Source organism: Cronobacter turicensis, assembly GCF_041222865.1.
Taxonomy (GTDB): domain Bacteria; phylum Pseudomonadota; class Gammaproteobacteria; order Enterobacterales; family Enterobacteriaceae; genus Cronobacter; species Cronobacter turicensis.
The window spans coordinates 482,689-504,701 of sequence record NZ_CP165997.1 but is presented as its reverse complement, the minus strand read 5'-3'; the positions used below and the strand labels follow the sequence as shown (position 1 = coordinate 504,701).

The 22,013-nt window shown below is 57.4% G+C and carries 18 protein-coding genes and 1 tRNA gene; 11 read left to right on the top strand and 8 right to left on the bottom strand.

Going from position 1 to position 22,013, the window contains the following annotated elements; all coding sequences use genetic code 11:
• Window positions 1–2: 2 nt before the first annotated feature.
• Window positions 3–296: a co-chaperone GroES gene (locus AB8W27_RS02405; protein WP_004387018.1), complete on the bottom strand. Its 294-nt coding sequence runs from the start codon at window positions 294–296 to the stop codon at window positions 3–5.
• 135 nt (window positions 297–431) lie between these two features.
• Window positions 432–908 carry an FxsA family protein gene (locus AB8W27_RS02400; RefSeq protein ID WP_015742612.1) on the bottom strand — a complete coding sequence of 159 codons (477 nt, stop codon included), beginning with the start codon at window positions 906–908 and terminating at the stop codon, window positions 432–434.
• 337 nt (window positions 909–1,245) lie between these two features.
• Between AB8W27_RS02400 and aspA the strand changes: the two genes are divergently transcribed.
• The 8 genes from aspA to yghU all read left to right on the top strand — a co-directional run bounded on the left by aspA (window position 1,246) and on the right by yghU (window position 9,192).
• On the top strand, window positions 1,246–2,682 hold the full coding sequence (gene aspA, locus AB8W27_RS02395) for an aspartate ammonia-lyase (RefSeq protein WP_041923963.1): 1,437 nt from the start codon (window positions 1,246–1,248) through the stop codon (window positions 2,680–2,682).
• A 112-nt stretch (window positions 2,683–2,794) separates the two neighbouring features.
• Window positions 2,795–4,096: an anaerobic C4-dicarboxylate transporter gene (locus tag AB8W27_RS02390; protein ID WP_041923964.1), complete on the top strand. Its 1,302-nt coding sequence runs from the start codon at window positions 2,795–2,797 to the stop codon at window positions 4,094–4,096.
• Window positions 4,097–4,219: 123 nt separating this feature from the next.
• Window positions 4,220–4,567: a divalent cation tolerance protein CutA gene (gene cutA, locus AB8W27_RS02385; RefSeq protein ID WP_041923965.1), complete on the top strand. Its 348-nt coding sequence runs from the start codon at window positions 4,220–4,222 to the stop codon at window positions 4,565–4,567.
• Window positions 4,543–6,267 (top strand): protein-disulfide reductase DsbD, encoded by a 1,725-nt coding sequence (locus tag AB8W27_RS02380; protein WP_015742616.1) that lies wholly within the window; start codon window positions 4,543–4,545, stop codon window positions 6,265–6,267. The genes cutA and AB8W27_RS02380 overlap by 25 nt, the downstream gene beginning before the upstream one ends.
• A gap of 50 nt (window positions 6,268–6,317) precedes the next feature.
• On the top strand, window positions 6,318–6,893 hold the full coding sequence (locus AB8W27_RS02375; RefSeq protein ID WP_007764173.1) for a transcriptional regulator: 576 nt from the start codon (window positions 6,318–6,320) through the stop codon (window positions 6,891–6,893).
• A 116-nt stretch (window positions 6,894–7,009) separates the two neighbouring features.
• Window positions 7,010–7,085, top strand: a tRNA-Phe gene (locus AB8W27_RS02370).
• Window positions 7,086–7,252: 167 nt separating this feature from the next.
• On the top strand, window positions 7,253–8,215 hold the full coding sequence (locus AB8W27_RS02365) for a nickel/cobalt transporter (protein ID WP_015742617.1): 963 nt from the start codon (window positions 7,253–7,255) through the stop codon (window positions 8,213–8,215).
• 110 nt (window positions 8,216–8,325) lie between these two features.
• The gene (gene yghU / locus AB8W27_RS02360; RefSeq protein WP_015742618.1) at window positions 8,326–9,192 is read left to right on the top strand and encodes a glutathione-dependent disulfide-bond oxidoreductase; all 867 of its coding nucleotides are present in this window, start codon (window positions 8,326–8,328) and stop codon (window positions 9,190–9,192) included.
• A gap of 50 nt (window positions 9,193–9,242) precedes the next feature.
• Here yghU and kduI read toward each other — a convergent pair whose 3' ends face one another.
• Window positions 9,243–10,079 carry a 5-dehydro-4-deoxy-D-glucuronate isomerase gene (gene kduI / locus AB8W27_RS02355; protein ID WP_041923966.1) on the bottom strand — a complete coding sequence of 279 codons (837 nt, stop codon included), beginning with the start codon at window positions 10,077–10,079 and terminating at the stop codon, window positions 9,243–9,245.
• A gap of 395 nt (window positions 10,080–10,474) precedes the next feature.
• Between kduI and kdgT the strand changes: the two genes are divergently transcribed.
• Window positions 10,475–11,476, top strand: a complete 1,002-nt coding sequence (gene kdgT / locus AB8W27_RS02350; RefSeq protein ID WP_041923967.1) for a 2-keto-3-deoxygluconate transporter — start codon at window positions 10,475–10,477, stop codon at window positions 11,474–11,476.
• A 50-nt stretch (window positions 11,477–11,526) separates the two neighbouring features.
• On the opposite strand, the gene AB8W27_RS02345 is transcribed toward kdgT, so the two are convergent.
• Both AB8W27_RS02345 and crfC read right to left on the bottom strand, forming a co-directional pair.
• Complete coding sequence (locus tag AB8W27_RS02345) at window positions 11,527–12,378, bottom strand: diguanylate cyclase regulator RdcB family protein (protein ID WP_041923968.1); 852 nt, start codon at window positions 12,376–12,378, stop codon at window positions 11,527–11,529.
• Window positions 12,379–12,383: 5 nt separating this feature from the next.
• Window positions 12,384–14,747, bottom strand: coding sequence for a clamp-binding protein CrfC (gene crfC, locus AB8W27_RS02340; protein WP_015742622.1), 2,364 nt, complete (start codon window positions 14,745–14,747; stop codon window positions 12,384–12,386).
• Window positions 14,748–15,312: 565 nt separating this feature from the next.
• Here crfC and AB8W27_RS02335 point away from each other — a divergent pair.
• Both AB8W27_RS02335 and phnH read left to right on the top strand, forming a co-directional pair.
• Window positions 15,313–15,648, top strand: coding sequence for a zinc ribbon domain-containing protein YjdM (locus AB8W27_RS02335; protein ID WP_015742624.1), 336 nt, complete (start codon window positions 15,313–15,315; stop codon window positions 15,646–15,648).
• 710 nt (window positions 15,649–16,358) lie between these two features.
• Window positions 16,359–16,955 (top strand): phosphonate C-P lyase system protein PhnH, encoded by a 597-nt coding sequence (gene phnH, locus AB8W27_RS02330; RefSeq protein WP_015742626.1) that lies wholly within the window; start codon window positions 16,359–16,361, stop codon window positions 16,953–16,955.
• Here the strand turns inward: phnH and yjdP are convergent.
• The 3 genes from yjdP to AB8W27_RS02315 form a co-directional block, all read right to left on the bottom strand.
• On the bottom strand, window positions 16,952–17,278 hold the full coding sequence (yjdP, locus tag AB8W27_RS02325; protein ID WP_015742627.1) for a DDRRRQL repeat protein YjdP: 327 nt from the start codon (window positions 17,276–17,278) through the stop codon (window positions 16,952–16,954). The genes phnH and yjdP overlap by 4 nt on opposite strands.
• 115 nt (window positions 17,279–17,393) lie before the next feature.
• The gene (locus AB8W27_RS02320; RefSeq protein WP_015742628.1) at window positions 17,394–19,709 is read right to left on the bottom strand and encodes a hypothetical protein; all 2,316 of its coding nucleotides are present in this window, start codon (window positions 19,707–19,709) and stop codon (window positions 17,394–17,396) included.
• Window positions 19,709–21,565 carry an ATP-binding protein gene (locus AB8W27_RS02315; protein WP_041923969.1) on the bottom strand — a complete coding sequence of 619 codons (1,857 nt, stop codon included), beginning with the start codon at window positions 21,563–21,565 and terminating at the stop codon, window positions 19,709–19,711. Before AB8W27_RS02315 ends, AB8W27_RS02320 begins: the two co-directional genes overlap by 1 nt.
• Between the last annotated feature and the right edge of the window lie 448 nt (window positions 21,566–22,013).

The following is a 22,013-nucleotide window of genomic DNA, read 5'->3' as shown; positions in this document are numbered from 1 at the left end:
GATTACGCTTCAACAATTGCCAGAATGTCGCTCTCAGACATGATCAGCACTTCCTGATCGTCCAGCTTCTCGGTTTTCACACCATAGCCATCGTTAAAAATGACGATGTCGCCTACTTTCACATCCAGCGGCTTCACTTCGCCATTTTCAAGGATGCGGCCATTGCCAACAGCCAGCACTTCGCCACGCGTGGATTTACCCGCAGCGGAGCCGGTCAGAACGATGCCGCCAGCAGATTTAGATTCAATTTCTTTACGCTTGACGATCACGCGATCATGCAATGGACGAATATTCATTGATAGCTCTCCTTTGAGAAAGTCCGTATCAGTTAGGGATTGAGCCGGCCCATGAAGGTTTCCGGCTGGTGCCCAGAGAGATGGGGTTGGGGTTTTCCCCCTTCAAGGGGGGAAAAGAAAAAATTTTTGGTTTTTTTATCGCGAATCGCGATCCTGGTCTTCGAGGCGCTTAGGGCCGGCGTCTTTGCGCTGATACTCGCCGTCAAAGGTATTGCCGCCCTGCGACGAGGCGCCAAAACCGCCGCCCGGCATCCGGCCAAAGCGCAAATGCGGCATCAGGCGCAGGGTAATGAGTTTTTGTACCGGCGGCAGTAACAGCAGCAGGCCTAAGAAATCGGTAAAGAAGCCCGGCAGCAGCAGCAACAGACCGGCAATGATCAGCGACACGCTCTTCAGCATCTCCGCCGCCGGGCTCTCGCCCGCTTCCATTTTCTGCTGCATCAGCATCAGGTTTTTAAAGCCCTGGTTGCGTACCAGCGACATCCCAATGACCGAGGTGAAAATCACCAGCAGTAAGGTCAGAAAAACGCCGAAAACATGCGCCACCTGAATAAAGATGGAAATTTCAATGTAGATGTAAAGAAAGAAAGCGATAAAGGGTATCCAGCGCACCGGGTTCTCCTGTAAAAAGCAGGCGCCTTCAGGCGCCTTAGAAATAGATGTGCAAACGCATATACACTGAGATGGAGGCGCCTTAGTCAAAGTTCAATCACTTTGCACGGAGATTTTTTCTGGAAATTTTTAAGCGGTGACCCATTTCACAGTTTAATAATTGTCGTCAGACGCGGCCGGGAATAAGTGATCCAGGTTACTGCTTTTCGCTATCATCAGCATATGATCGTGGGCACCAGACCGATTAAGGACATAAATGTCGGTCATTTTACTTCCATAACCACATATATCCTGTGCGTTTGGTGCATTCTTAGTCAGCTTAAGTAAGAAGGTTCACATGTTAAACAACATTCGTATCGAAGAAGATTTGTTGGGTACCAGGGAAGTTCCAGCGGATGCCTATTACGGTGTTCATACTCTGCGAGCGATTGAAAACTTTTACATCAGCAACAGCAAAATCAGCGATATTCCTGAATTTGTTCGCGGCATGGTAATGGTGAAAAAGGCGGCGGCGCTGGCCAACAAAGAGTTGCAGACCATTCCGCGCAAAATCGCCGACACGATTATCGCCGCCTGCGATGAAGTGCTGAATAACGGAAAATGCATGGATCAGTTCCCGGTAGATGTCTACCAGGGCGGCGCGGGCACTTCCGTTAACATGAACACCAACGAAGTGCTGGCGAACATTGGCCTTGAGCTGATGGGGCATCAGAAAGGGGAATACCAGTTCCTCAATCCCAACGATCATGTGAACAAATGCCAGTCCACTAACGACGCCTACCCGACCGGTTTCCGCATCGCGGTTTACGCCTCTATCGTGAAACTGATCGACGCCATCAAAGAGCTGGGCGAAGGCTTCCAGCGCAAGGCTGTAGAATTTGAAAACATCCTGAAAATGGGCCGCACTCAGCTTCAGGACGCGGTGCCGATGACCCTCGGCCAGGAGTTCCACGCATTCAACGTGCTGCTGAACGAAGAGACCAAAAACCTGCTGCGTACTGCGGAACTGCTGCTGGAAGTGAACCTCGGCGCGACCGCTATCGGCACCCGTCTTAATACGCCTGACGGCTACCAGCAGCTGGCGGTGCAGAAACTCGCGGAAGTCAGCAATCTACCGGTCGTTCCGGCGGAAGACCTGATCGAAGCGACCTCCGACTGCGGCGCTTACGTCATGGTGCACAGCTCGCTCAAACGCCTGGCGGTAAAACTCTCCAAGATCTGTAATGACCTGCGTCTGCTCTCGTCGGGTCCGCGCGCGGGCTTAAACGAAATCAACCTGCCGGAGCTGCAGGCGGGTTCATCCATCATGCCTGCCAAAGTGAACCCGGTCGTGCCGGAAGTCGTGAACCAGGTCTGCTTTAAAGTCATCGGCAACGACACCACCGTGACCATGGCCTCTGAAGCCGGTCAGCTGCAGCTGAACGTGATGGAGCCGGTGATCGGCCAGGCGATGTTTGAGTCGATTCATATTCTGACCAACGCCTGCTACAACCTGCTGGAAAAATGCGTCAACGGCATTACCGCGAATAAAGAAGTGTGCGAAGGCTACGTCTACAACTCTATCGGTATCGTCACCTATCTCAACCCGTTTATCGGCCACCACAATGGCGATATCGTCGGGAAGATTTGCGCCGAAACCGGCAAGAGCGTGCGTGAAGTCGTGCTGGAGCGCGGTCTGCTGACCGAAGCAGAGCTGGACGATATCTTCTCCGTCCAGAACCTGATGCATCCGGCTTACAAAGCAAAACGCTATACCGATGAAAGCGAACAGTAATCTCCTTTCGCGGTACACTAAAAAGGCACGTCTTCGGACGTGCCTTTTTCGTTTAATGGATACCAAATTATAACTTTTAATTATCCAATAATTAACCATCAAGGAAGCCATCATGATAGTTGTCGAACTTATCATCGTTTTACTGGCCATTTTTCTTGGCGCCAGGCTTGGGGGCATCGGCATCGGGTACGCCGGGGGGCTGGGAGTGCTGGTCCTCGCCGCGATTGGGGTGAAACCCGGTAATATTCCTTTTGACGTTATCTCCATCATCATGGCGGTGATCGCCGCTATCTCCGCCATGCAGGTCGCGGGCGGGCTCGATTTCCTGGTTAATCAGACGGAAAAGCTGCTGCGCAAAAACCCTAAATACATCACGATACTGGCGCCGATCGTCACGTACTTTCTGACGATTTTCGCCGGTACCGGGAATATCTCGCTCGCCACGCTGCCGGTTATCGCCGAAGTGGCGAAGGAACAGGGCGTGAAGCCCTGCCGTCCGCTCTCCACCGCGGTGGTCGCCGCGCAGATAGCCATTACCGCGTCGCCTATCTCCGCCGCCGTGGTGTATATGTCCTCGGTGATGGAAGGCCACGGCGTCAGCTACATTCATCTGCTGATGGTGGTGATGCCGTCCACGCTCGCGGCCGTACTGGTGATGTCGTTTCTGGTCTCCGTGCTGTTTAACTCGAAGCTTTCCGACGATCCGGTTTACCTCAAACGGCTGGAGGAAGGGTTAATCGAACTGCGCGGCGACAAGCAAATCGACATCAAACCGCGCGCCAAAACCTCCGTGTGGCTGTTCCTGGTAGGTGTTATCTGCGTCGTGGCGTATGCGATTATCAACAGCCCAAGCCTGGGCCTGGTGGCGAAACCGCTGATGAACACCACCAGCGCTATCCTTATCATTATGCTGAGCGTCGCGACGCTCATTACGCTTATCTGCCGCGTGGAAACCGACACCATTCTGAACTCCAGCACCTTTAAAGCCGGGATGAGCGCCTGTATCTGTATCCTCGGCGTGGCGTGGCTTGGCGACACCTTCGTTTCCGCCAATATCGACTGGATCAAAGCGACGGCGGGCAGCGTGATTCAGGGCCATCCGTGGCTGCTGGCGCTGATTTTCTTTATCGCCTCCGCGCTGCTTTACTCCCAGGCGGCGACCGCAAAAGCGCTGATGCCGATGGCGCTGGCGCTGAACGTCTCCCCGCTGACGGCAGTCGCCTCTTTTGCCGCCGTTTCCGGCCTGTTTATTCTGCCGACCTACCCGACGCTGGTCGCCGCCGTGCAGATGGACGATACCGGCACCACGCGCATTGGCCGCTTCGTCTTTAACCATCCGTTCTTTATTCCGGGCACGCTCGGCGTCGTGCTCTCCGTCTTCTTTGGTTTCCTGCTGGGCAGCGTGATGCTGTGATCCTTCCGGGGCGCTGCGGCGCCCCTTTTTACTTCGCGGTATCCCACGCCTGCGCGCATCGCTAACGCGCGCTTCTCTGCCGTTGTATAGTAGCCGTTCACACTTTTCAGGCTGGAGGGCTTTATGCTGGATGAAAACACCATTACTCACGCCGCGCCGGACGCGGTCGTTGTGCTCTGCACCGCGCCGGACGAAGCCACCGCGCAGGATCTGGCGGCTAAAGCGCTGGCGGAAAACCTCGCCGCCTGCGTGACGCTATTGCCGGGCGCCACGTCGCTCTATTACTGGGAAGGGAAACTGGAGCAAGAGTACGAAGTGCAGATGGTGTTAAAAAGCGATACCACGCGCCAGCAGGCGCTGCTGACGTGTCTTAAAACGCATCACCCTTATCAGACCCCCGAACTGCTGGTGATCCCTGTCATTCATGGAGATAAAGACTACCTCTCATGGCTCAACGCATCCTTACGCTGATCCTGCTTTTTTGCAGCGCTCAGGCCCCGGCCTCGCTGTTCGGCCAGCAGAACGCCTCGCAGTTCGTGCCGGCAGACCAGGCCTTCGCCTTTGATTTTCAGCAGCAGCAAAACCAGCTGACGCTGAACTGGCAGATCAAGCCCGGCTACTATCTTTATCGCCAGCAAATTCACGTGACGCCCGCCAACGCGAGCGTGTCGCCGCCTGCGCTCCCCACCGGGGAGCCGCATGAAGATGAGTTCTTCGGCAAAAGCGAAATCTACCGCGACGCGCTCAGCGTGCCGATCACGGTGGAGCAGGCCTCACCCGGCGCGACGCTAACGGTGACGTACCAGGGCTGCGCCGCCGCCGGTTTCTGCTATCCGCCGGAAACCCGTACGGTGCCGCTGAGCGCGGTCGAACAGAAGAACAGCGTGAAACCCGAAGCCGCACAGCCTTCGCCCACAACCGACGAGCAGACCAGCGACAGCGGCGATGCGCCGACAGCCACGCTGCCATTCTCGGCGCTCTGGGCGCTGCTCATCGGCATTGGCGTCGCTTTCACGCCCTGCGTGCTGCCGATGTACCCGCTTATCTCCGGCATCGTGCTGGGCGGCGAAAAACGCCTTTCCACCCGGCGCGCGCTGCTGCTGGCGTTTATCTACGTACAGGGCATGGCGCTCACTTACACCGCGCTGGGGCTAATTGTCGCCGCCGCGGGCCTGCAATTCCAGGCGGCGCTGCAAAGCCCGTGGGTGCTGGTGGCGCTCTCCGTAGTCTTTATTCTTCTGGCGCTCTCTATGTTCGGGCTCTTTACGCTGCAACTGCCCGCATCGCTGCAAACGCGCCTGACACTGATGAGCAACCGCCAGCGCGGCGGCTCGCCGGGCGGCGTTTTTGCGATGGGCGCGATTGCAGGGCTTATCTGCTCGCCCTGCACCACCGCGCCGCTCAGCGCCATTCTGCTCTACATCGCCCAGAGTGGTAATCTGTGGCTTGGCGGCGGCACGCTGTATCTCTATGCGCTGGGTATGGGGCTGCCGTTAATTCTGGTCACCGTTTTCGGCAACCGGCTGTTGCCCAAAAGCGGCCCGTGGATGGAGCAGGTCAAAACCGCGTTCGGCTTTGTTATCCTGGCGTTGCCGGTGTTTCTGCTGGAGCGAATAGTGGGCGAACCGTGGGGGTTGCGGCTCTGGAGCGCGCTTGGCATCGCGTTCTTCGGCTGGGCGTTTATCGTAAGCCTGAACGCGAGCAAACCCTGGATGCGCACGGTACAGATCGTTTTTCTGGGCGCCGCGTTAATTTGCGCCCGCCCGTTGCAGGACTGGGCTTTCGGCGCACCGACGGCGGGCTCCCAGGCGCATCTGGCTTTCACCCGTATCGCCACGGTGGACGATCTCGATCGCGCGCTGGCGCAGGCCAAAGGCAAGCCGGTGATGCTCGATCTCTACGCCGACTGGTGCGTCGCCTGTAAAGAGTTTGAGAAATACACGTTCAGCGCGCCAGACGTGCAGCGCGCGCTCGACGGCACCGTGCTGTTGCAGGCAGACGTTACCGCCAACAGCGCAGCCGATGTGGCTTTGCTGAAACGCCTTAACGTGCTCGGATTGCCCACAATTATTTTCTTCGATGCGCAGGGCAATGAGATCCCGAACGGCCGCGTCACTGGTTTTATGGACGCACCCGCGTTTGCAACGCATTTGCACAATCGCCTGCGGTAAACAACACTTGGGTGGGAGAAACCGTTGGGCTAAACGGAGAGGAGTAGACCGTGCAACGTGAAGAAGTGCTTGAGCAGGCCCTGCATGTCCTTGAACAGGAAGGGATTGCTAATACCACGCCGGAAATGGTGGCCGCCGCTGTGCAGTGTCCGACGGAAGAGATCCACCGCTACTGGCCGGATCGCGAAGCGCTGCTGTATGACGCGCTGCGCTATTTAAGCCAGCGTGTGGACGCCTGGCGTCGCCAGCTGATTTACAACGAGGAGCTGAGCGCGGAACAAAAACTGATGGCGCGCTATCAGGCGCTGACGGATTGCGTCAGTCAGGATCGCTATCCCGGCTGTCTGTTTATCGCCGCCTGCACGTTTTATCCGGAGGCGTCGCACCCTATTCATCAGTTAGCAGATCAGCAAAAACGCGCGGCGTACCACTATACGCACGAGCTGCTGACGCAGCTCGAAGTGGACGATCCGGCGATGGTTGCCGAGCAGATGGAGCTGGTGCTGGAAGGCTGCCTGAGCCGTCTGCTGGTAAAACGCAGCCAGGCGGACGTGGATACCGCGCGCCGTCTCGCCGAAGATATCCTGCGTTTCGCCCAGTGTCGCCAGGGCGGCGCGCTGACCTGATAACCCCTTAACAGGCGCATTTTTGACTGAAAATCAGCCAGTCAGCACAGATTGACCGATTTTTTATGACAAAGCCGTTGACGCCTTCGGGCCTTTACGGTTTAATGCGCCCCGTTGCCCGGATAGCTCAGTCGGTAGAGCAGGGGATTGAAAATCCCCGTGTCCTTGGTTCGATTCCGAGTCCGGGCACCACTCATTTAAAGAACCCGCCCACAAGGCGGGTTTTTGCTTTTGGCTAGCCGGACTCTTCATCGAACTGCGTTCGATGATTCGCACCCTACCCGCCTCCTCTCCTTTCCCGCTGCTCTCAGATACTTTCATCGTTATACTTGCTGGATGCTCATTCACGGGATAACTGCATGTCGACTGCCATCCTGAACCGCCGCTGGCAACGCCCTGGCGCGCTGCTGTTAACGCTCTGCGCGCTGGGCGTGGCGTTTTTCCTCTACAGCCACTGGAGCGCCTTCGTACAAGGGGTGTTTAACCTCCAGATCGCGCTGCACCGTTATCTGGTGCTCTATCTTTTACAACTCAATAACCACCAGTATACCGGCGGCATCTGGCTTATCAGCGGCGCGTTTATTTACGGCGTGCTGCACGCCATCGGGCCGGGTCACGGCAAATTTATCGTCAGCGCGTATATCGCCACCAACCGCGAAAGCCTCTTCGCGGCAAGGCTGGTGCCGCTCGCGGGCAGCCTGATGCAGGGCGTCAGCGCCATTGCGTTTGTCTTTATCCTGGCGGTGGGCTTTAACCTGGCCTCCGGCGATCTCAGCCAGAGCCGCTGGTATCTCGAAAAGGCGAGCGCGCTGCTTATCGGCGCGTTTGGGCTGTTTCTTATTCTGCGCGCCGCAAAAAGCCTGCGCGCGCCGCGCCTGAAAATTCATACGTTGACACCCGCGCCACCGCACACGGAAAACTGCGGCTGCGGCCATCACGGCGTCGGCAGGGAAACCCATGAGAGCGACTGGCGCGCCCGGCTTGGCGTTATCGCCGCCATCGGCGCGCGGCCCTGTAGCGGCGCGATCATGATTATGTTGTTTGCCAATGCGCTGGGCATGGCGAGCTGGGGAGTGGCCGCGGTGATGTCGATGGCGATCGGCACAGCGCTCTCCATTATGGCGCTGTCGCTCGGCGTACAGTATGCCCGCCGCACCACCACACGGCTCTTTGGCGCGCAAACCACGGCAGGTCAGGCGCAGCGGATCGCCGCTCTGCTGCGAATCGCAGGCGGGCTGGCGCTGCTGCTGTTCGCCGCCGTCCTGTTCATGACGGTGATCCCCGTCAGCCCGAACGGTGATTACATCGCCGCAGGCTGCTAAGAGCCGTAATGCCACAACCGGATAACAGGCGAGTACGCCCTCGCCTGCTACACTCGAAAACGCGAACCGGAAGGCCGGTTTATTACTTACTCATCGCGCGGGATAACATTATGTCTCAAAACGAATATCAGCCACCTAAAGTCTGGACCTGGGAACCGCAAACTGGCGGCGCCTTTGCAAACATCAACCGTCCTGTTGCGGGGCCGACGCATGAGAAAACCCTGCCGGTCGGCAAACACCCGTTGCAGCTCTATTCGCTCGGCACGCCGAACGGCCAGAAAGTAACTATCCTGCTGGAAGAGCTGCTGGCGCTCGGCATCAGCGGCGCGGAATATGACGCGCATCTGATTCGCATTAATGAAGGCGATCAGTTTTCCAGCGGTTTCGTTGAGGTTAACCCCAATTCCAAGATCCCGGCGCTGCTGGACCGCTCCGTCACGCCCGCGGTGCGCGTGTTTGAATCCGGCGCGATCCTGCTTTATCTCGCCGATAAGTTCGGGCAGTTCCTGCCGGAAGATTACGCCGGACGCGCCGAAGCGCTGAACTGGCTGTTCTGGTTGCAGGGATCAGCGCCCTATCTCGGCGGCGGTTTCGGCCACTTCTATCATTATGCGCCGCAGAAAATCGAGTACGCGATTAACCGCTTCACCATGGAAGCGAAACGCCAGCTTGATGTGCTGGACCGTCAGCTTGCGCAGCACCGCTTTATCGCAGGCGATGCCTATTCGATTGCCGATATCGCCATCTGGCCGTGGTACGGCAACCTGATTATCGGTGGGCTGTATGAGGCGAGTAAATTCCTGCAGGTTGATGAATATAAAAATGTGAAACGGTGGGCGGAAGCGGTCGCGCAGCGTCCGGCAGTCCAGCGTGGGCGCATCGTTAACCGCACCTGGGGCCCGCTCAACGAGCAGCTTCACGAGCGCCACGACGCCTCCGATTTTGAGCTGCAAACCGAAGACAAACGCAGCGCGTAAGCCACAAAAAAGCCTCGTCGCTGACGAGGCTTTTTTTATGCGCGTGACGGTTAACGCAGATCTTTCACCGCGACGTGATCCATATCGTCAAACACCTGATTCTCGCCCACCATTCCCCAGATAAAGGTATACGCGCGCGTTCCAACGCCAGAGTGAATCGACCAGCTCGGCGAAATCACAGCCTGCTCGTTTTGCACCACAATATGCCGCGTCTCCTGCGGCTGGCCCATCATGTGAAAGACGCAGCTGTTCTCTTCCAGACCAAAATAGAAATACACCTCCATGCGACGCTCGTGCGTGTGACACGGCATCGTATTCCACAGGTTCCCCGGCGCCAGCTCGGTCAGGCCCATGCTGAGCTGGCAGGTCTCCAGCACGTCAGGAATAAAATATTTATTGATGGTGCGGCGATTGCTGGTCACGTCCTCGCCGAGATGCACCGGGGAGACATCCGCCGGCGTCACGCGCCGGGTCGGGAATGTCGTGTGGGCCGGCGCGCAGTTATAGTAAAAACGGGCCGGGTTCCCCGCCTCCACGCTCTCAAACACCACTTCTTTCGCGCCCTTGCCGACATACAAGCCGTCGCGACTGTTCATTTCATAGCGCGTGCCGTCTACGGTAATAAGCCCCGGCCCGCCGATATTGATCACGCCAAGCTCGCGGCGCTCCAGAAAATAGCTCACGCCCAGTTGTTTACCCACTTCGCTGCCCACGCTCACCGTGCGGTTTACCGGCATCACGCCGCCCACAATGATGCGGTCGATATGGCTGTACGTCATCGTGTACTCATCAGCCACAAAAATCTTCTCGATTAAGAACTCGCTGCGAAGCCCGGCGGTATCCAGGGTTTTCGCGTGCTCGCTATGAATGCTTTGACGAACGTCCATTCTGACTCCTCGTGACGTTGCGGGGAACCGTGCCCCCGGTATCAGATAAGCGTAAAAAACCCAATTAAATAACAATGGATTTACATAAGTTTTCGCTGCGTTTGATGCTATCAAACATGTGAATCAATAATGTGATCGAGATAACCAAAACAGCGTTTCATTTCTATTGAATCAATATTCCACAAGAGAGATAGTAGCACCAGTTACTTCAATAGCGGGATAAGTCGCCACCAGACCATTCTCCATTCTTATAAAGATGATGATAGCCGCCGCTGCCTCACCACGGCTGCCCTACGCAAAAAACCAAACTAAGTCGATGAAAATAAATAATTTTTGTCGAGGGACACTTTTGACTTTAATTCAGCCTGGGCTGAATAAAACCGCTGAGGTTTATCATGAAGATTAAAGCTACGATGGAACGCATTCCGGGAGGGATGATGCTTATCCCGCTGTTACTGGGAGCGATTTTAAATACGCTGGCGCCGGAAACCGGCAATTATTTCGGTTCGTTTACTAAAGGAATGATTAGCGGAACGGTGCCTATTCTCGCCGTCTGGTTTTTCTGTATTGGCGCCTCTATTGATTTACGCGCAACCGGAACGGTATTGCGTAAATCCGGCACGCTGGTACTGACTAAAATCGCCGTGGCCTGGGTGGTGGCGATGATTGCGGCGTCTTTTATTCCGGACACCGGCATCCAGACCGGCTTTTTCGCCGGGCTGTCGGTACTGGCTATCGTCTCTGCGATGGACATGACCAACGGCGGTCTTTACGCCAGCCTGATGAACCAGTACGGCACGAAGGAAGAGTCCGGCGCGTTTGTGCTGATGTCGCTGGAATCGGGCCCACTGATGACGATGGTGATTCTGGGCTCCGCCGGTCTCGCTTCTTTTGAGCCGCATCACTTCATCGGCGCGGTGCTGCCGTTTCTGATTGGCTTTACGCTCGGCAACCTTGACCACGATCTGCGTGCGTTCTTCAGTAAAGCCACACCCGTGCTGATCCCGTTCTTCGGCTTCGCGCTGGGCAATACCATCAATCTGCGCGTGATTATGGAAACGGGCCTCCTGGGCATTGTACTGGGCGTAGGAGTGATCATTATCACCGGCATTCCGTTGATTATGGCGGATAAATTCCTGGGCGGCGGCAACGGTACGGCAGGCGTGGCGGCCTCTTCGGCAGCGGGCGCGGCGGTCGCGAACCCGGTCATCATCGCGCAAATCAACCCGGCATTTGAACCGGTCGCTGCCTCAGCCACGGCGCTGGTGGCCGCGAGCGTCATCGTGACGGCGATTCTGGTGCCCATCATTACCGCGCTTTATGCCCGGCATGTGGCGAAACAGGCGCCTGCGGCGCCGCATACTGAAAGTGCCAGCACGACCACCCTGCACCGGTAAAGACGGATACCCGTAATAAGAAACCCCGCTGGCGCGGGGTTTTTTAGCGGTCAGAGCAGGAAAATCTCTTCCATCAGCGCATTGACCAGCCGCCTTGCGGAGCAGATCCGCGGCATACCCAGCGACACGCTCTGCCAGGTTTGCGTCACCGACCAGCTGACCGGCTGGCGCTCCCCGTCATGCTCCGCGCCCAGCCAGCAGAGCATATCTTTATGCTCCAGCAGGCCCGGCTGCGGCGGCGTGTGCAGCCATTGCTGATAGAAATGCCGCGTGTGGGGCGATGCATTAACACTGTGCGCCAGCCGGAGAGTCGTTTCGTCATACACCGGTTGCAACAGCGCGTTTTTTTCATCCGGCTCGCCTAAGCGCAAGGCGTCGCCGAACGCGCCCCAGCGCAACTCCTCCAGCGCCACGTAACAGCGCCCGGCGGGCGACCAGCCGTTAAACTCGCCGTTTTTCCAGCGCGCCATGACTTCGCCCACGTGGCGCTGCGCCGCCGCCGCTAAATCCTGCTGGCGCAATTGCGCCTCCAGCCGCGCGGCGCTATGTTGATAGTGCCCGGCCGTCACCTCAAGCGCCTGTGCGAAAGGCGCTGAAACGCCCTTCTCACTAAGACGCTGGCTGCGGCGCGCCAGGGCCTGCGCCGTCAGGCTTAACGCCAGATGCCCGGGCGGGCTCTGGCGCGAAAGCGATTCCAGCCTGTGCAGCGTCGCCATCTCCGGCGGGGCCACCGCAGGCCCGGCGGGGACCAGCAACTTTTGCAGCCGATCGCGCACCTTTTGATGCTGCGGATGCGAACGGCCGTAGCGCTCTTCTTCTTCGCCCTTCGCCAGGTCCACCATCAATCGCCCGCGCAATGCGCGCAAATGTCGGCCCGGCCCTTCCACCAGTGACCCGTTCATGGCGTTCAGTGCTCCACGGAAAACAGCGTCTGGATATCATCACGCAGCGCACGCGCGTCCTCGTTAATGTCACGCGCAGTGCGGGCGCACTGTTGTAGCTTCTCACGCAGCGCGTTGCGCGCCGTTTCGCTCTGCTGGCGCGCCGCGAGGCTCTGCTGAAGATTCGCTTCAATCGCCGCCATCGCCATCTGGAACTCGGCGAAAAACGTCGCCATGCCCGCCGTCACGGAGATATCCACCTGGGCATTCATCGCCTGGCGGATCTGCGCGCAGAAGCGACTAACGTAACGGCTGAGCGTCTGCTTCAGTTCCTGCAGGTTGATCACGTAGCGCGAACGCATGGCGGTACAGTCATCCCACCCCAGATCCTTGCTGGTGATCCAGCGCGCCACGGTACCGCGCACGCCGTTATTACGCGACGCGCTGGCGACCGGCACGCTCTCTTCTTCAATGACATCGTTAAAGAGCTGATGCGCGTTGAAGTTAAGCTGGCTGCGCTGAAAAACCGGCAGCGTGATATGCGCGCGAAAGCCGGTACGCCGCAGCCCTTCAGTCACGCGCAGTTCCAGCGGCGCCAGGGCGGCGCGCAGGATATCCCCAAGCGCCGTCTCCAGATCGCTGAAGTGGGCGGCGAGATCGCGGGTCAGATTCTCCTGCACCGACAGCAGGATCAGCTCGCAGGAGGCGCGAATTTTATGCAACAGCATCCGCGCGTCGCTCTCCTGATCCAGAATCAGCTGTTCGCTGCCCGCATCGAAATCGCTTCCCCATGTCACCGCGCGCCGCACCGGGCTGCTGAGTGAAAGCGACGGCACCTTGCCCGTCTCAAAATAGCTGGCGATATCCGCCAGTACCTTCTGTTCATGACCCGCAATAGTTTCCGACGCGCGCCCCAGCGCCTGAACAACCTGTTCCTGAATGGCTTTGCTGGCGTCTGCCTGGCAACGTTTTAGCTGTGCGATGTCATTATTCATTTGAGAGATACTCTCCACCAGTTGGTCATTTGCGATATCGAGCCCCTGACAACGAAAATCCAGGTAGTCTCGGGTGCATTGCGCAGAGTGAATTAATTTTGCGCAGGCCGAACGCAGCGCGTAGAGCGAAGCGTGAGCGTGCGCGGTGTGCAGAATCGCCCGAATGGGCGCTTCGAAAAGGGAGTCTTCCCACAGCAGATCGGCGGCGTGGCGCAGGTGCGCGGCGTCGGTGAAGTCGGCATGACGCCAGCGGCGGCCCAGTGCCGCTTCGGCGAAATCCTGCACCCAGCGCTGCTCGTCATACGGCGGCAGCGTGCCGTGCGCGGCAAGCTCCTGACGCGCGCGATTGGCCAGATAGCCCCACATAGAAGAAACCGGGAAAATATGCGCCGGATCGATGGCGCCTTTCATCAGCGTCCCGGCGACCAACGCCCGCACCTGATCTTCATCGTCGCTGTTGCGATCCAGTTGATCGAACTTATTCACCAGCGCGTAGAGCGGCACCGATTCCCCCACCGCCGCGAGCGCCATGCGCACCTCTTCATCGGAGGTGGATTTCAGCTGCGTGTAATCCATCACCGCCAGTACGGCGGAGGCGCGGGCGATCTGCTCCTGTAACATCTTTTGCAGGTGCGGCTGTCCGGCTTCGTTCGGGCCGGGCGTGTCCAGCAGCGTCAGTTGGCCAAGCCCTCGTTCCATACCTGCAAGGTGAGTAAACTCCACCTCTATCACTGGAATATGTTCGATGGCCGCATACGCGCGAAACGGGAACGGCACATCAAGCACGGCCGAGAGCCGTACCAGATCGTTTAAGCTTTTCAGACAGTGGAAAATCGGCTGGGCGCCGAGATAGTGTTTTTCAAACGAGGTGCCGTTAAGGATGCGCGCCAGCAGAGCGTCCATGTCACGGTCGATTTCAAGACGCAGCGTCAGGGTGTCGCGTGAAGCGTTTTGTAAGCGCGCGCGTAGCGCCTGCATCAGGGTTTCTATAGGCCCGGCGTGCGAGAAATGCAGCACGGGCTCTGTCTGGCCTGGCGTGTGGCGAATCAGCGTCGGCAGCGCCGTCATGGGGCGATTGCGGTTCGGCAGGACTTCTTTGCCGACAATCGCGTTGATAGTGGTCGATTTGCCTGCCTTCATGGTGCCGACAATCGCGAGCACCATCTCCTGCTGGGTCGTTTTTCGCAGCTCAGCCTGCAGCATCTCCTGCTGCGCCTCTAGCCCGCGTAAGGAAAAATGAAGGGGATGCACGGCGGCGCGTTGTCGGCTGGTAACGTTCCCACGATCGCTCTGCACCGCCAGCGGCATTTGTTTCAGGGCGCTAAGATTATACAACGCCAGCTGAAGCAGCCGTTCCGCTTCCTGATTCATTTCAAATACAGTCTGTGTGTGCATGAAAAATCTTTCCTTAACACAAATTAAATGACCTTTTGCCTTATCTTTTTATTAGCTCAATGCGGCTTTTATAATTACGTGTGGAAAATATCCTGCGCGTCACAACGCTACCTGACGGAAACGTGGCGTAAAAAAATGCCATACCATCGTTGTGGTAAAATATGCATGAGACGATGGGAAAGGTTTCAAACCTTCATCTTCGTCAGGAAACCTAATAATCACTCTGTAAGACCAGTAGGCTGATCGATTTTTCAGAGCGAAAGAATATATCCTCACATCGGCCATTTGACAAAAATGTTCCGACTTCAGGGGATGGATTTAATAATTCAAACCAACATTAACCGCTCCAGAATAACACCGCCTGGCAATAAATCACGATATATGTTTTATCACTGCCAGTAAAAATGCTATCCCGCGTCAGACCCTGCGCGTTCGCGCCGCAGAGACAGGCCCGTAAAACGTAAGGGTTTAGGGTATAATCCCGCCTTTCATGCGCGCCGCGTAAACGGCCGCTTCTTGCGCAGCCCTCTTTTGCTGCCCCATTGGTTCACTTTGAGGAGAAACCATGTCACTACCAGCCTGCCCGCAATGCGGTTCTGAATATACTTATCTGGATAATAATCTTTACGTCTGCCCGGAGTGCGCCCACGAGTGGCGCGAAGGCGAAACCAGCGCAGAGAACGACGCGCTGGTGGTCAAGGATGCCAACGGCAACCTGTTGGTCGATGGCGACAGCGTCACAATTGTTAAGGATCTCAAGGTTAAAGGCAGTTCGTCGATGCTGAAGATTGGCACCAAAGTCAAAAACATCCGTCTGGTGGAAGGCGATCACAACATCGACTGTAAAATCGACGGCTTCGGTCCGATGAAGCTCAAATCTGAGTTCGTCAAAAAAAGCTGACGGCGCCTCAGGCCGCATTTTTCCTGGGCTGGCAGCCTTCGCTGCCAGCTTCAGGCCGCTTAGCCGCACATCAACTGGACGGAGCTCTGCTCAGAATAAAATAGCGTGCTCGCCCGATTTATCCCCGTGTTTCTTATGGACGGCTCCCTCCCACTGACGCGCCGTTAACGTGATTCCCCGCTTATTTTCACGTACTCTTTAAAAAAAGAATTAAAGAAATCAGAAAAGAAGCGTAAAATACAAACCAGATAACCCCCTCCTGTAAATACCCTTTAAAATCAACAAAATAAATAACAACTACACTTAAATGAAGCACCGCTTAACTTTTCACCAATTTCTTTTAGGAATATTATTAAAAGCAGCAAAATAAAATATTAATTCTCGTCGCTAAATATAATTATAAAATAACCAAAGAAAATATAAACCGGGAAAGTAACATCTTTAAAAATACTCTTTGCGGCGTCACAAATATAATTTAAGAAAAATAATGTTCTTTTTTCTTACCTGACTTAAGCCGAATATTAACATCTCTCATCGATGATTCCGTTAAAGGCAGGGCGATCTTCTCCTCCCTTTATTGCCTCACAATTCATCTGGCTGTCATGTTTGTTTAACAGTAGGGTCATATTAGGCCGTCAGGATGTGCGGCAACCTGCTTCCGGCGGCGTCCAGGACGTCCCGCAGCGTAGCGCAGCAGTATGGAGATTCTGATGACGTTAAATACCGCCTTTGATTCACCGGTGCATGATGCACAGCAGTGCTTTCGCCGCCTGCTAAAGGCCATGAGCGAGCCCGGCGTGATTGTGTCCTTACAGTTGCTTCGCCACGGCTGGCAGCCGCTCGGCGTGGCCACCACCAGCGTGCTGCTTACGCTTGTCGATAACGATACCCCTGTCTGGCTTTCACCGTCACTGGCAAATGATATTGTGCGCTCTAACCTGCGCTTTCATACCGGCACGCGGATTGCCGATACGCCGGACGAGGCGGTTTTTGCTATTGCCGATGAAAACCTGAACCCGCTTTTGCCCGATCGCCTCGCCCACGGCAGCGTTATCGCGCCGGAACACAGCGTCACGCTGGTATTGCAGGTAAACAGCCTGAGCGGCGGACGTATGCTGCGCCTGACCGGCGCCGGTATCGCGGAAGAGCGCATGATCGCGCCGCAGTTGCCGGAGTGCCTGATTGAACAACTTTCCGATCGCCTGCATGCCGGCTCGCTCGGCATCGATCTGCTGCTGACCTGCGGCGATCGTCTGCTGGCTATTCCGCGCACCACGCATGTGGAAATCGCCGACAGCGGCCATTAGCGCTCATCATCTTCATCCAGCCGTTGCTCTTCTTCTTCCAGGCGACGGCGCTCTTCATCCAGACGACGCTGACGCTCATCAAGCTGCCGGTGGCGTTCCTCAAGACGTCTGCGCCGCTCGTCGTAGCGCGTACGGCTGTCATCGTCATACTGACGGTTTTCCGACGCATCACGGTCATCCGTATCCGGATGATAAGCCTCATTGATAGCCTGGGTTACTGAGTTAATGGTGTCGTTAAAGACCGCATCCAGACCGTCCGCCAGCGCATGAGTGCTGGAAAGAGAGAGTGTGGCGCAAAGCAAAACGCGAAGATGTGATTTCATAAAGCCAGCCCTGTGTTTGACTGGTCTTAAAGTAAAGAGGGCAAAGGAAGGCAGACAGCGGAGGATTCTCAAATCGGAAATCGGGCGGCGAAGACCGCCGCCCGTCATACAAAGACTACAGTTGATAGCGCTCCATCACCTGACGGTGGCGCGTTTCATCAAGACCGCCCGTCATCGCGACATCCAGCCAGTGGATCGGATGCGTCCACCCCTGGGTGAGTTCACGCAGCATCGCGTCCACTTCCAGCGGTGAGACCGACTGCGGCATCGCCAGCATAAAATAGATGCCAGGCAGCGTTTCACCGCTTTCGCTGTCGGTAACCTGATAATCCGATTCGCAATGCACCCAGATGGCGCCGCCGCGCTGGCGCACGCCGTTGACAAACGCGTTGAACGTCTCTTCGCCCGGATCGACGCCGTCGATAAACCAGCTCGGCGCGTACTCGCTCTGCTCAAGGGTTTTCACCACGTTATGCACAGGGATGAAATTCTCGCGCTCTTTTTCATCTTCCGGCGGAGTATTCAGCAGATTGGCGTCAAACACCACCGACTCGTCCATATGCTGCGGCGCTTTACGCCATGACGGCTGGAAGACGCGCGCCGTCACCGGGCCGGTACGCTGGGCAAAATAGTAATGCTCGTCGTGATTTTCGAAGAAACGCAGACGAACGGTGCCCCACTGCTCCTCGACCGGGCCGTCATCGGCGCTAAACTGCATGCCGAGACGCGCGCCAGCTTCACGCACGGTCGTCCAGTCTTCGCTGGCGCTGGCGGCCGTCAGCAGATCCCACAGGACATTGCTGGCGTCCTCTTCGCGCGCGTCCAGCATCGCCACCGCCTCTTTCAGGTACGCCGTGGCGCGGTCATAGGCTTGCTGACGCATCGCCGCCTGGCCCGCCAGCATCAGCGGCGCGATTTTCTGCTGGCCTTGCGGCGTGGCGCGCAGCGCCTGGCTTACGGACTCCAGTTTTTCCCAGTCTTCCTGCGCCTGCGCCACCTGGGCTTCAAACCACAGCGCCACGTGCGGCAGCGCATCGCGATAGCCTTCGGCGAGCGCAAAGATGTCGTCATAACGGCGCGCGTTCAGAAGTGAGGAGAGCAGATGGAACAGCGGCGAGGCCTCTTCCTGCGGATGGCGTTTCTGCCAGCCGAGCAGGAGATCCGTCGCTTCGCCCTGCGCCTGGCACGCTTCCAGCGCGGCCGCCGCCAGCATCAGCAGTTCTTCATCGTCCGGACGCTGTGCGGATGCGAGCAGCAGCCACTGGGCCTCCTGCTCAGGATCGCGCGTCACGCCTTCCTGCTGACCGCGCTCTTCAAGCCACGCCATCAGCGAGTCGGCAGGCACCGGCAACTCCACCTGCGTTTCCATGCCCGCAACCTGGCTTGCAAACGCCGCCAGCGCGGCGTCTTCATCGTGCGGGTTACGCAGTTTTGCGGCGCACTGCTGCGCCAGCATCAGGGCTCGACGGGCGACCCAGGTCGCGCCGCGCGCCAGCGCCAGGCTGATATGGGTTTTCGCGACGATAACCGCTTCGCGCCACGCCTGCGCTTCCAGGCGCTGCTCCAGAATCAGCTGCAGCGCGCTGCCGGTCTGCCAGTTGTTGTAAGTCGGGTTAAGGCGAACCAGTTGCTCCACCACGCGCACCCAGCGCATGCGGTTATAGGCAGTGAGTCGGTCCCACGGCAGCAGCCATTCGCGGGCGTCTTCTTCACGGCCCATCAGCGCCAGCACTTCCGCCTTCATCATCATCATGACCTGGCGGGTCTGCTCGCTGCTGTTTTCCATCTCGTCTTCATGGAGCTTATCGATGATCGCCAGCGCTTCGTCATAACGGCCCAGCAACATCAGCGCCTGCGCTTCGTTCTCTTTCAGGCCGTTAACGTCCTCTTCGCCCGCCGCGCGGCGCTTTTCCATCTGTTGCTGCACAAACGCCAGCGCCTCTTCAACCTGACCTTTGTCGACCATCGCAAAGAACTGCTCCTCAGAAAGACACAGGAAGCAGCTGCGCAGCGGAGTGATTTTCGAGAGCGTCTCCTGGCAGACGGCGATACGCTCGTCCGCCCAACCGGGGCCGTCCACGTTGCTGTAGCAGGCGCTCAGATCCTGGGTGACGCAAATCGACTGCGGGCACTCAGCGGCATCGGCCTGATGGGCGCGCTCAAACAGCGCGACGACATCGCCCAGCGCTTTTTCACCTTCGCCAAGGTTGCCGATGCGATGACGCATCTCCCAGTGGCCCACCATAACTTCAATCCACGGATTGCCCGCGGTCTTTTTCAGCGCGCGCGCTTCCGGCAGCAGCGCTTCTGTTTTACCGGTCTGAACTTCAACAATGGATTCGATCAGCTTATCGACATGTTGCGTGATCCAGGGTTTGCCGGCTTCTTCCAGGTCCCGCTGATATTGCTCATACCATGCCCAGATATCCATTAGTTGCTTCCTTCTGTTGTCGGTGTAATAAGTTGCGCCGTGATGCAACTGAATGTCTCCAGCGCCTGGCGAAAGTCGTATTCACGGGAATCGCCCGTGGCCAGAGCAAGAATAATTTTGAGGCTTTTCAGCAGTTGCGTGGCGCCAGGCGCGATGGGCCGCCCGGCACGCCAGGCCTGTGATAACGCTTTTACCGCAGGATTATTAAAGTTAATGTAGAGGCGCACCGGCGCCTGCTGCTCGATTTTGCTGGCAAACTGACGCGCCAGCATCAGCGCGGCGGTGCTCATACGGCGATCGGCGTCGTCCTGCTCAAGGCGCGCTTTAAGTTCGGCATCGCGGTTTACTACCATCACCAGCGGCAGCGTCGCGGGTTCAAACGAAGACATCACGCACTCTTCGTCGTCGCGCAGTTGCTCGCTCCACCAGGCTTCTTCTTCCGCGCTGACGTCATGCAGCGCAAAGAGTTGTTCGTTGCCCGCCGAGGTGCCCACTTCCACCAGACGCGCGCCGTAAAGCGTCGCCCAGCGGCGCAGGAACGGTACGACCGCGTAACGATAGCCCAGCGCAACGGGACGCCCGGAAAGCCGAAACAGCATCTCTTCAAAGCCGCCCTCTTCGCTGAGCATCACATTCAGCGTGTTGTTCTGGCGCAGCGATTTAACCGGCAGATCGCCCTGAGACGTCGGGATCAACAGTTCATCTTTCAGCAGATCGAAGAGACGATCGTCGCAGATGGCCGCGCCGAGCAGCGCTTCGTTATGGCGCACCAGCACGCGCCGCCAGACGGCGGGCTGCTGCTTCGCGAGATCGGCCAGGCCGTTAATCAGCGCCTCGGTGAGCGCCGCCTGCGTGGCGTACCAGGTGACATCGCGCTGCAAATCCTCGCGGCTGGCCGTCGGCGTGAGACGGTTAGATTCGATGACGCCGCCGACAAACCCGGCCCACGGGGGCAGCAGCTCACGCGCCTGGTCGTCCAGCAGCATGCCGCGCAGAAACAGCGACAGGTTGCGGTTGTCGCTGGTGCCGTAGGTCGCGCCATCCTGAAGCCACAGCATGCCCACCGCGTCGCTGTCGCCGGATGGCTCCACCAGCAAGGTGCACAGCGGCGTAAACGCGCGCTCGAAGCGGCTGGCGAATTCGATATTCTGCTTCTGACGCAGCGCCGGATGCAGCGCGACGCCGTCCTGCGACGCGACGCGCCAGGGCGGCGACAGATGGTTTACCGCGGTCTGTTCTTCGCCGACAAACAGCGGCTCTTTCATTAATATGCAGTAACGGCCCAGCACATCGCCAAGCAGCTTGTTGTTAGCGAGATATAAAAACTCGTCTTTGAGGTGCAACGTAACGGTCGCCCCCGGCTCGCGTGGCGTTGCAGGCGTGACGCTGTACGTTTCGCCGCTGGCGGACGCGTAAAGCCAGCCTTCCTGCGGCGTTTTCCAGGAGGTGGTGTGCACCGTCACCCGCTCCGCCAGCACAAAGGCGGAAAGAAAGCCCAGGCCAAACATGCCGATAAGCCCGGTGTCGTCATCCTGCTGACGCAGGTGACGGGTGTAGCCGACGCCGACGGTCGCCAGGAAATCGTGGATCTCCTGCTCCGTGAGCCCTGAGCCGGTATCGTGAATAACGATAGTCCGGTTTTGCGAATCGCCCGTGACGCGAATTTCCGCAAGCCGGTCCGCAGCGCCCTCTTCCAGTCGACGTCTGACAATCGCGTCGTGCGCGTTTTGCACCAGCTCACGGATGGCGACCATCGGCGTGGAGTAAAGGTGTTTGCTGAGCACCTGCATCAACCCCGGCAGGTTCACCGGCGTCTCGTGTTGTCCTGTTAATGGCGCGCTAATGAGGTTATCCACTGTGACTCTCTTTATATTCCGGCTGTGGTTGTCGGTAGCCTGGCCGGGCGACGCATGACGCGCGCCTTCGCACAGGCATAAGGGAGAGATGATAAGGGTGTACGGCGGCCGGGTATACTATCATTCCCGATAGTTTTCAGCCGCAACCGGTACAGCGCCACGCTTTCTCTCTGTATCAGGATACACAACGCAGGCGTTGCTGCGTGCGCAGGCATAAAAAAGACACGCTCAATAAAAGATTAACGGAAACCGTTATATTCTCCCGTTACGTCTTGCGGTATTTAGCGGCAAAGATTTGCGAGGCTGATTCCATTTAATATGCAAAAAGCATTAATAAATTACATCAGGCTTTTTATTTAATTTTTCAGCAGAAAGATTATTATAAGCGCGGGTGCTTAAGGCTTTCTGTCTTAAGCAAACGTGAGGGACAGAAAGAAGAAAGCCCCGG

Coding starts and splice junctions, on each gene's coding strand:
- phnH (WP_015742626.1), top strand. CDS start 16,359: ATGACGTTAAATACCGCCTTTGATTCACCGGTGCATGATGCACAGCAG.
- AB8W27_RS02320 (WP_015742628.1), bottom strand. CDS start 19,709: ATGGATATCTGGGCATGGTATGAGCAATATCAGCGGGACCTGGAAGAA.
- crfC (WP_015742622.1), bottom strand. CDS start 14,747: ATGCACACACAGACTGTATTTGAAATGAATCAGGAAGCGGAACGGCTG.
- kduI (WP_041923966.1), bottom strand. CDS start 10,079: ATGGACGTTCGTCAAAGCATTCATAGCGAGCACGCGAAAACCCTGGAT.
- yjdP (WP_015742627.1), bottom strand. CDS start 17,278: ATGAAATCACATCTTCGCGTTTTGCTTTGCGCCACACTCTCTCTTTCC.
- AB8W27_RS02380 (WP_015742616.1), top strand. CDS start 4,543: ATGGCTCAACGCATCCTTACGCTGATCCTGCTTTTTTGCAGCGCTCAG.
- AB8W27_RS02345 (WP_041923968.1), bottom strand. CDS start 12,378: ATGAACGGGTCACTGGTGGAAGGGCCGGGCCGACATTTGCGCGCATTG.
- AB8W27_RS02335 (WP_015742624.1), top strand. CDS start 15,313: ATGTCACTACCAGCCTGCCCGCAATGCGGTTCTGAATATACTTATCTG.
- AB8W27_RS02405 (WP_004387018.1), bottom strand. CDS start 296: ATGAATATTCGTCCATTGCATGATCGCGTGATCGTCAAGCGTAAAGAA.
- kdgT (WP_041923967.1), top strand. CDS start 10,475: ATGAAGATTAAAGCTACGATGGAACGCATTCCGGGAGGGATGATGCTT.
- cutA (WP_041923965.1), top strand. CDS start 4,220: ATGCTGGATGAAAACACCATTACTCACGCCGCGCCGGACGCGGTCGTT.
- yghU (WP_015742618.1), top strand. CDS start 8,326: ATGTCTCAAAACGAATATCAGCCACCTAAAGTCTGGACCTGGGAACCG.
- AB8W27_RS02365 (WP_015742617.1), top strand. CDS start 7,253: ATGTCGACTGCCATCCTGAACCGCCGCTGGCAACGCCCTGGCGCGCTG.
- AB8W27_RS02390 (WP_041923964.1), top strand. CDS start 2,795: ATGATAGTTGTCGAACTTATCATCGTTTTACTGGCCATTTTTCTTGGC.
- aspA (WP_041923963.1), top strand. CDS start 1,246: ATGTTAAACAACATTCGTATCGAAGAAGATTTGTTGGGTACCAGGGAA.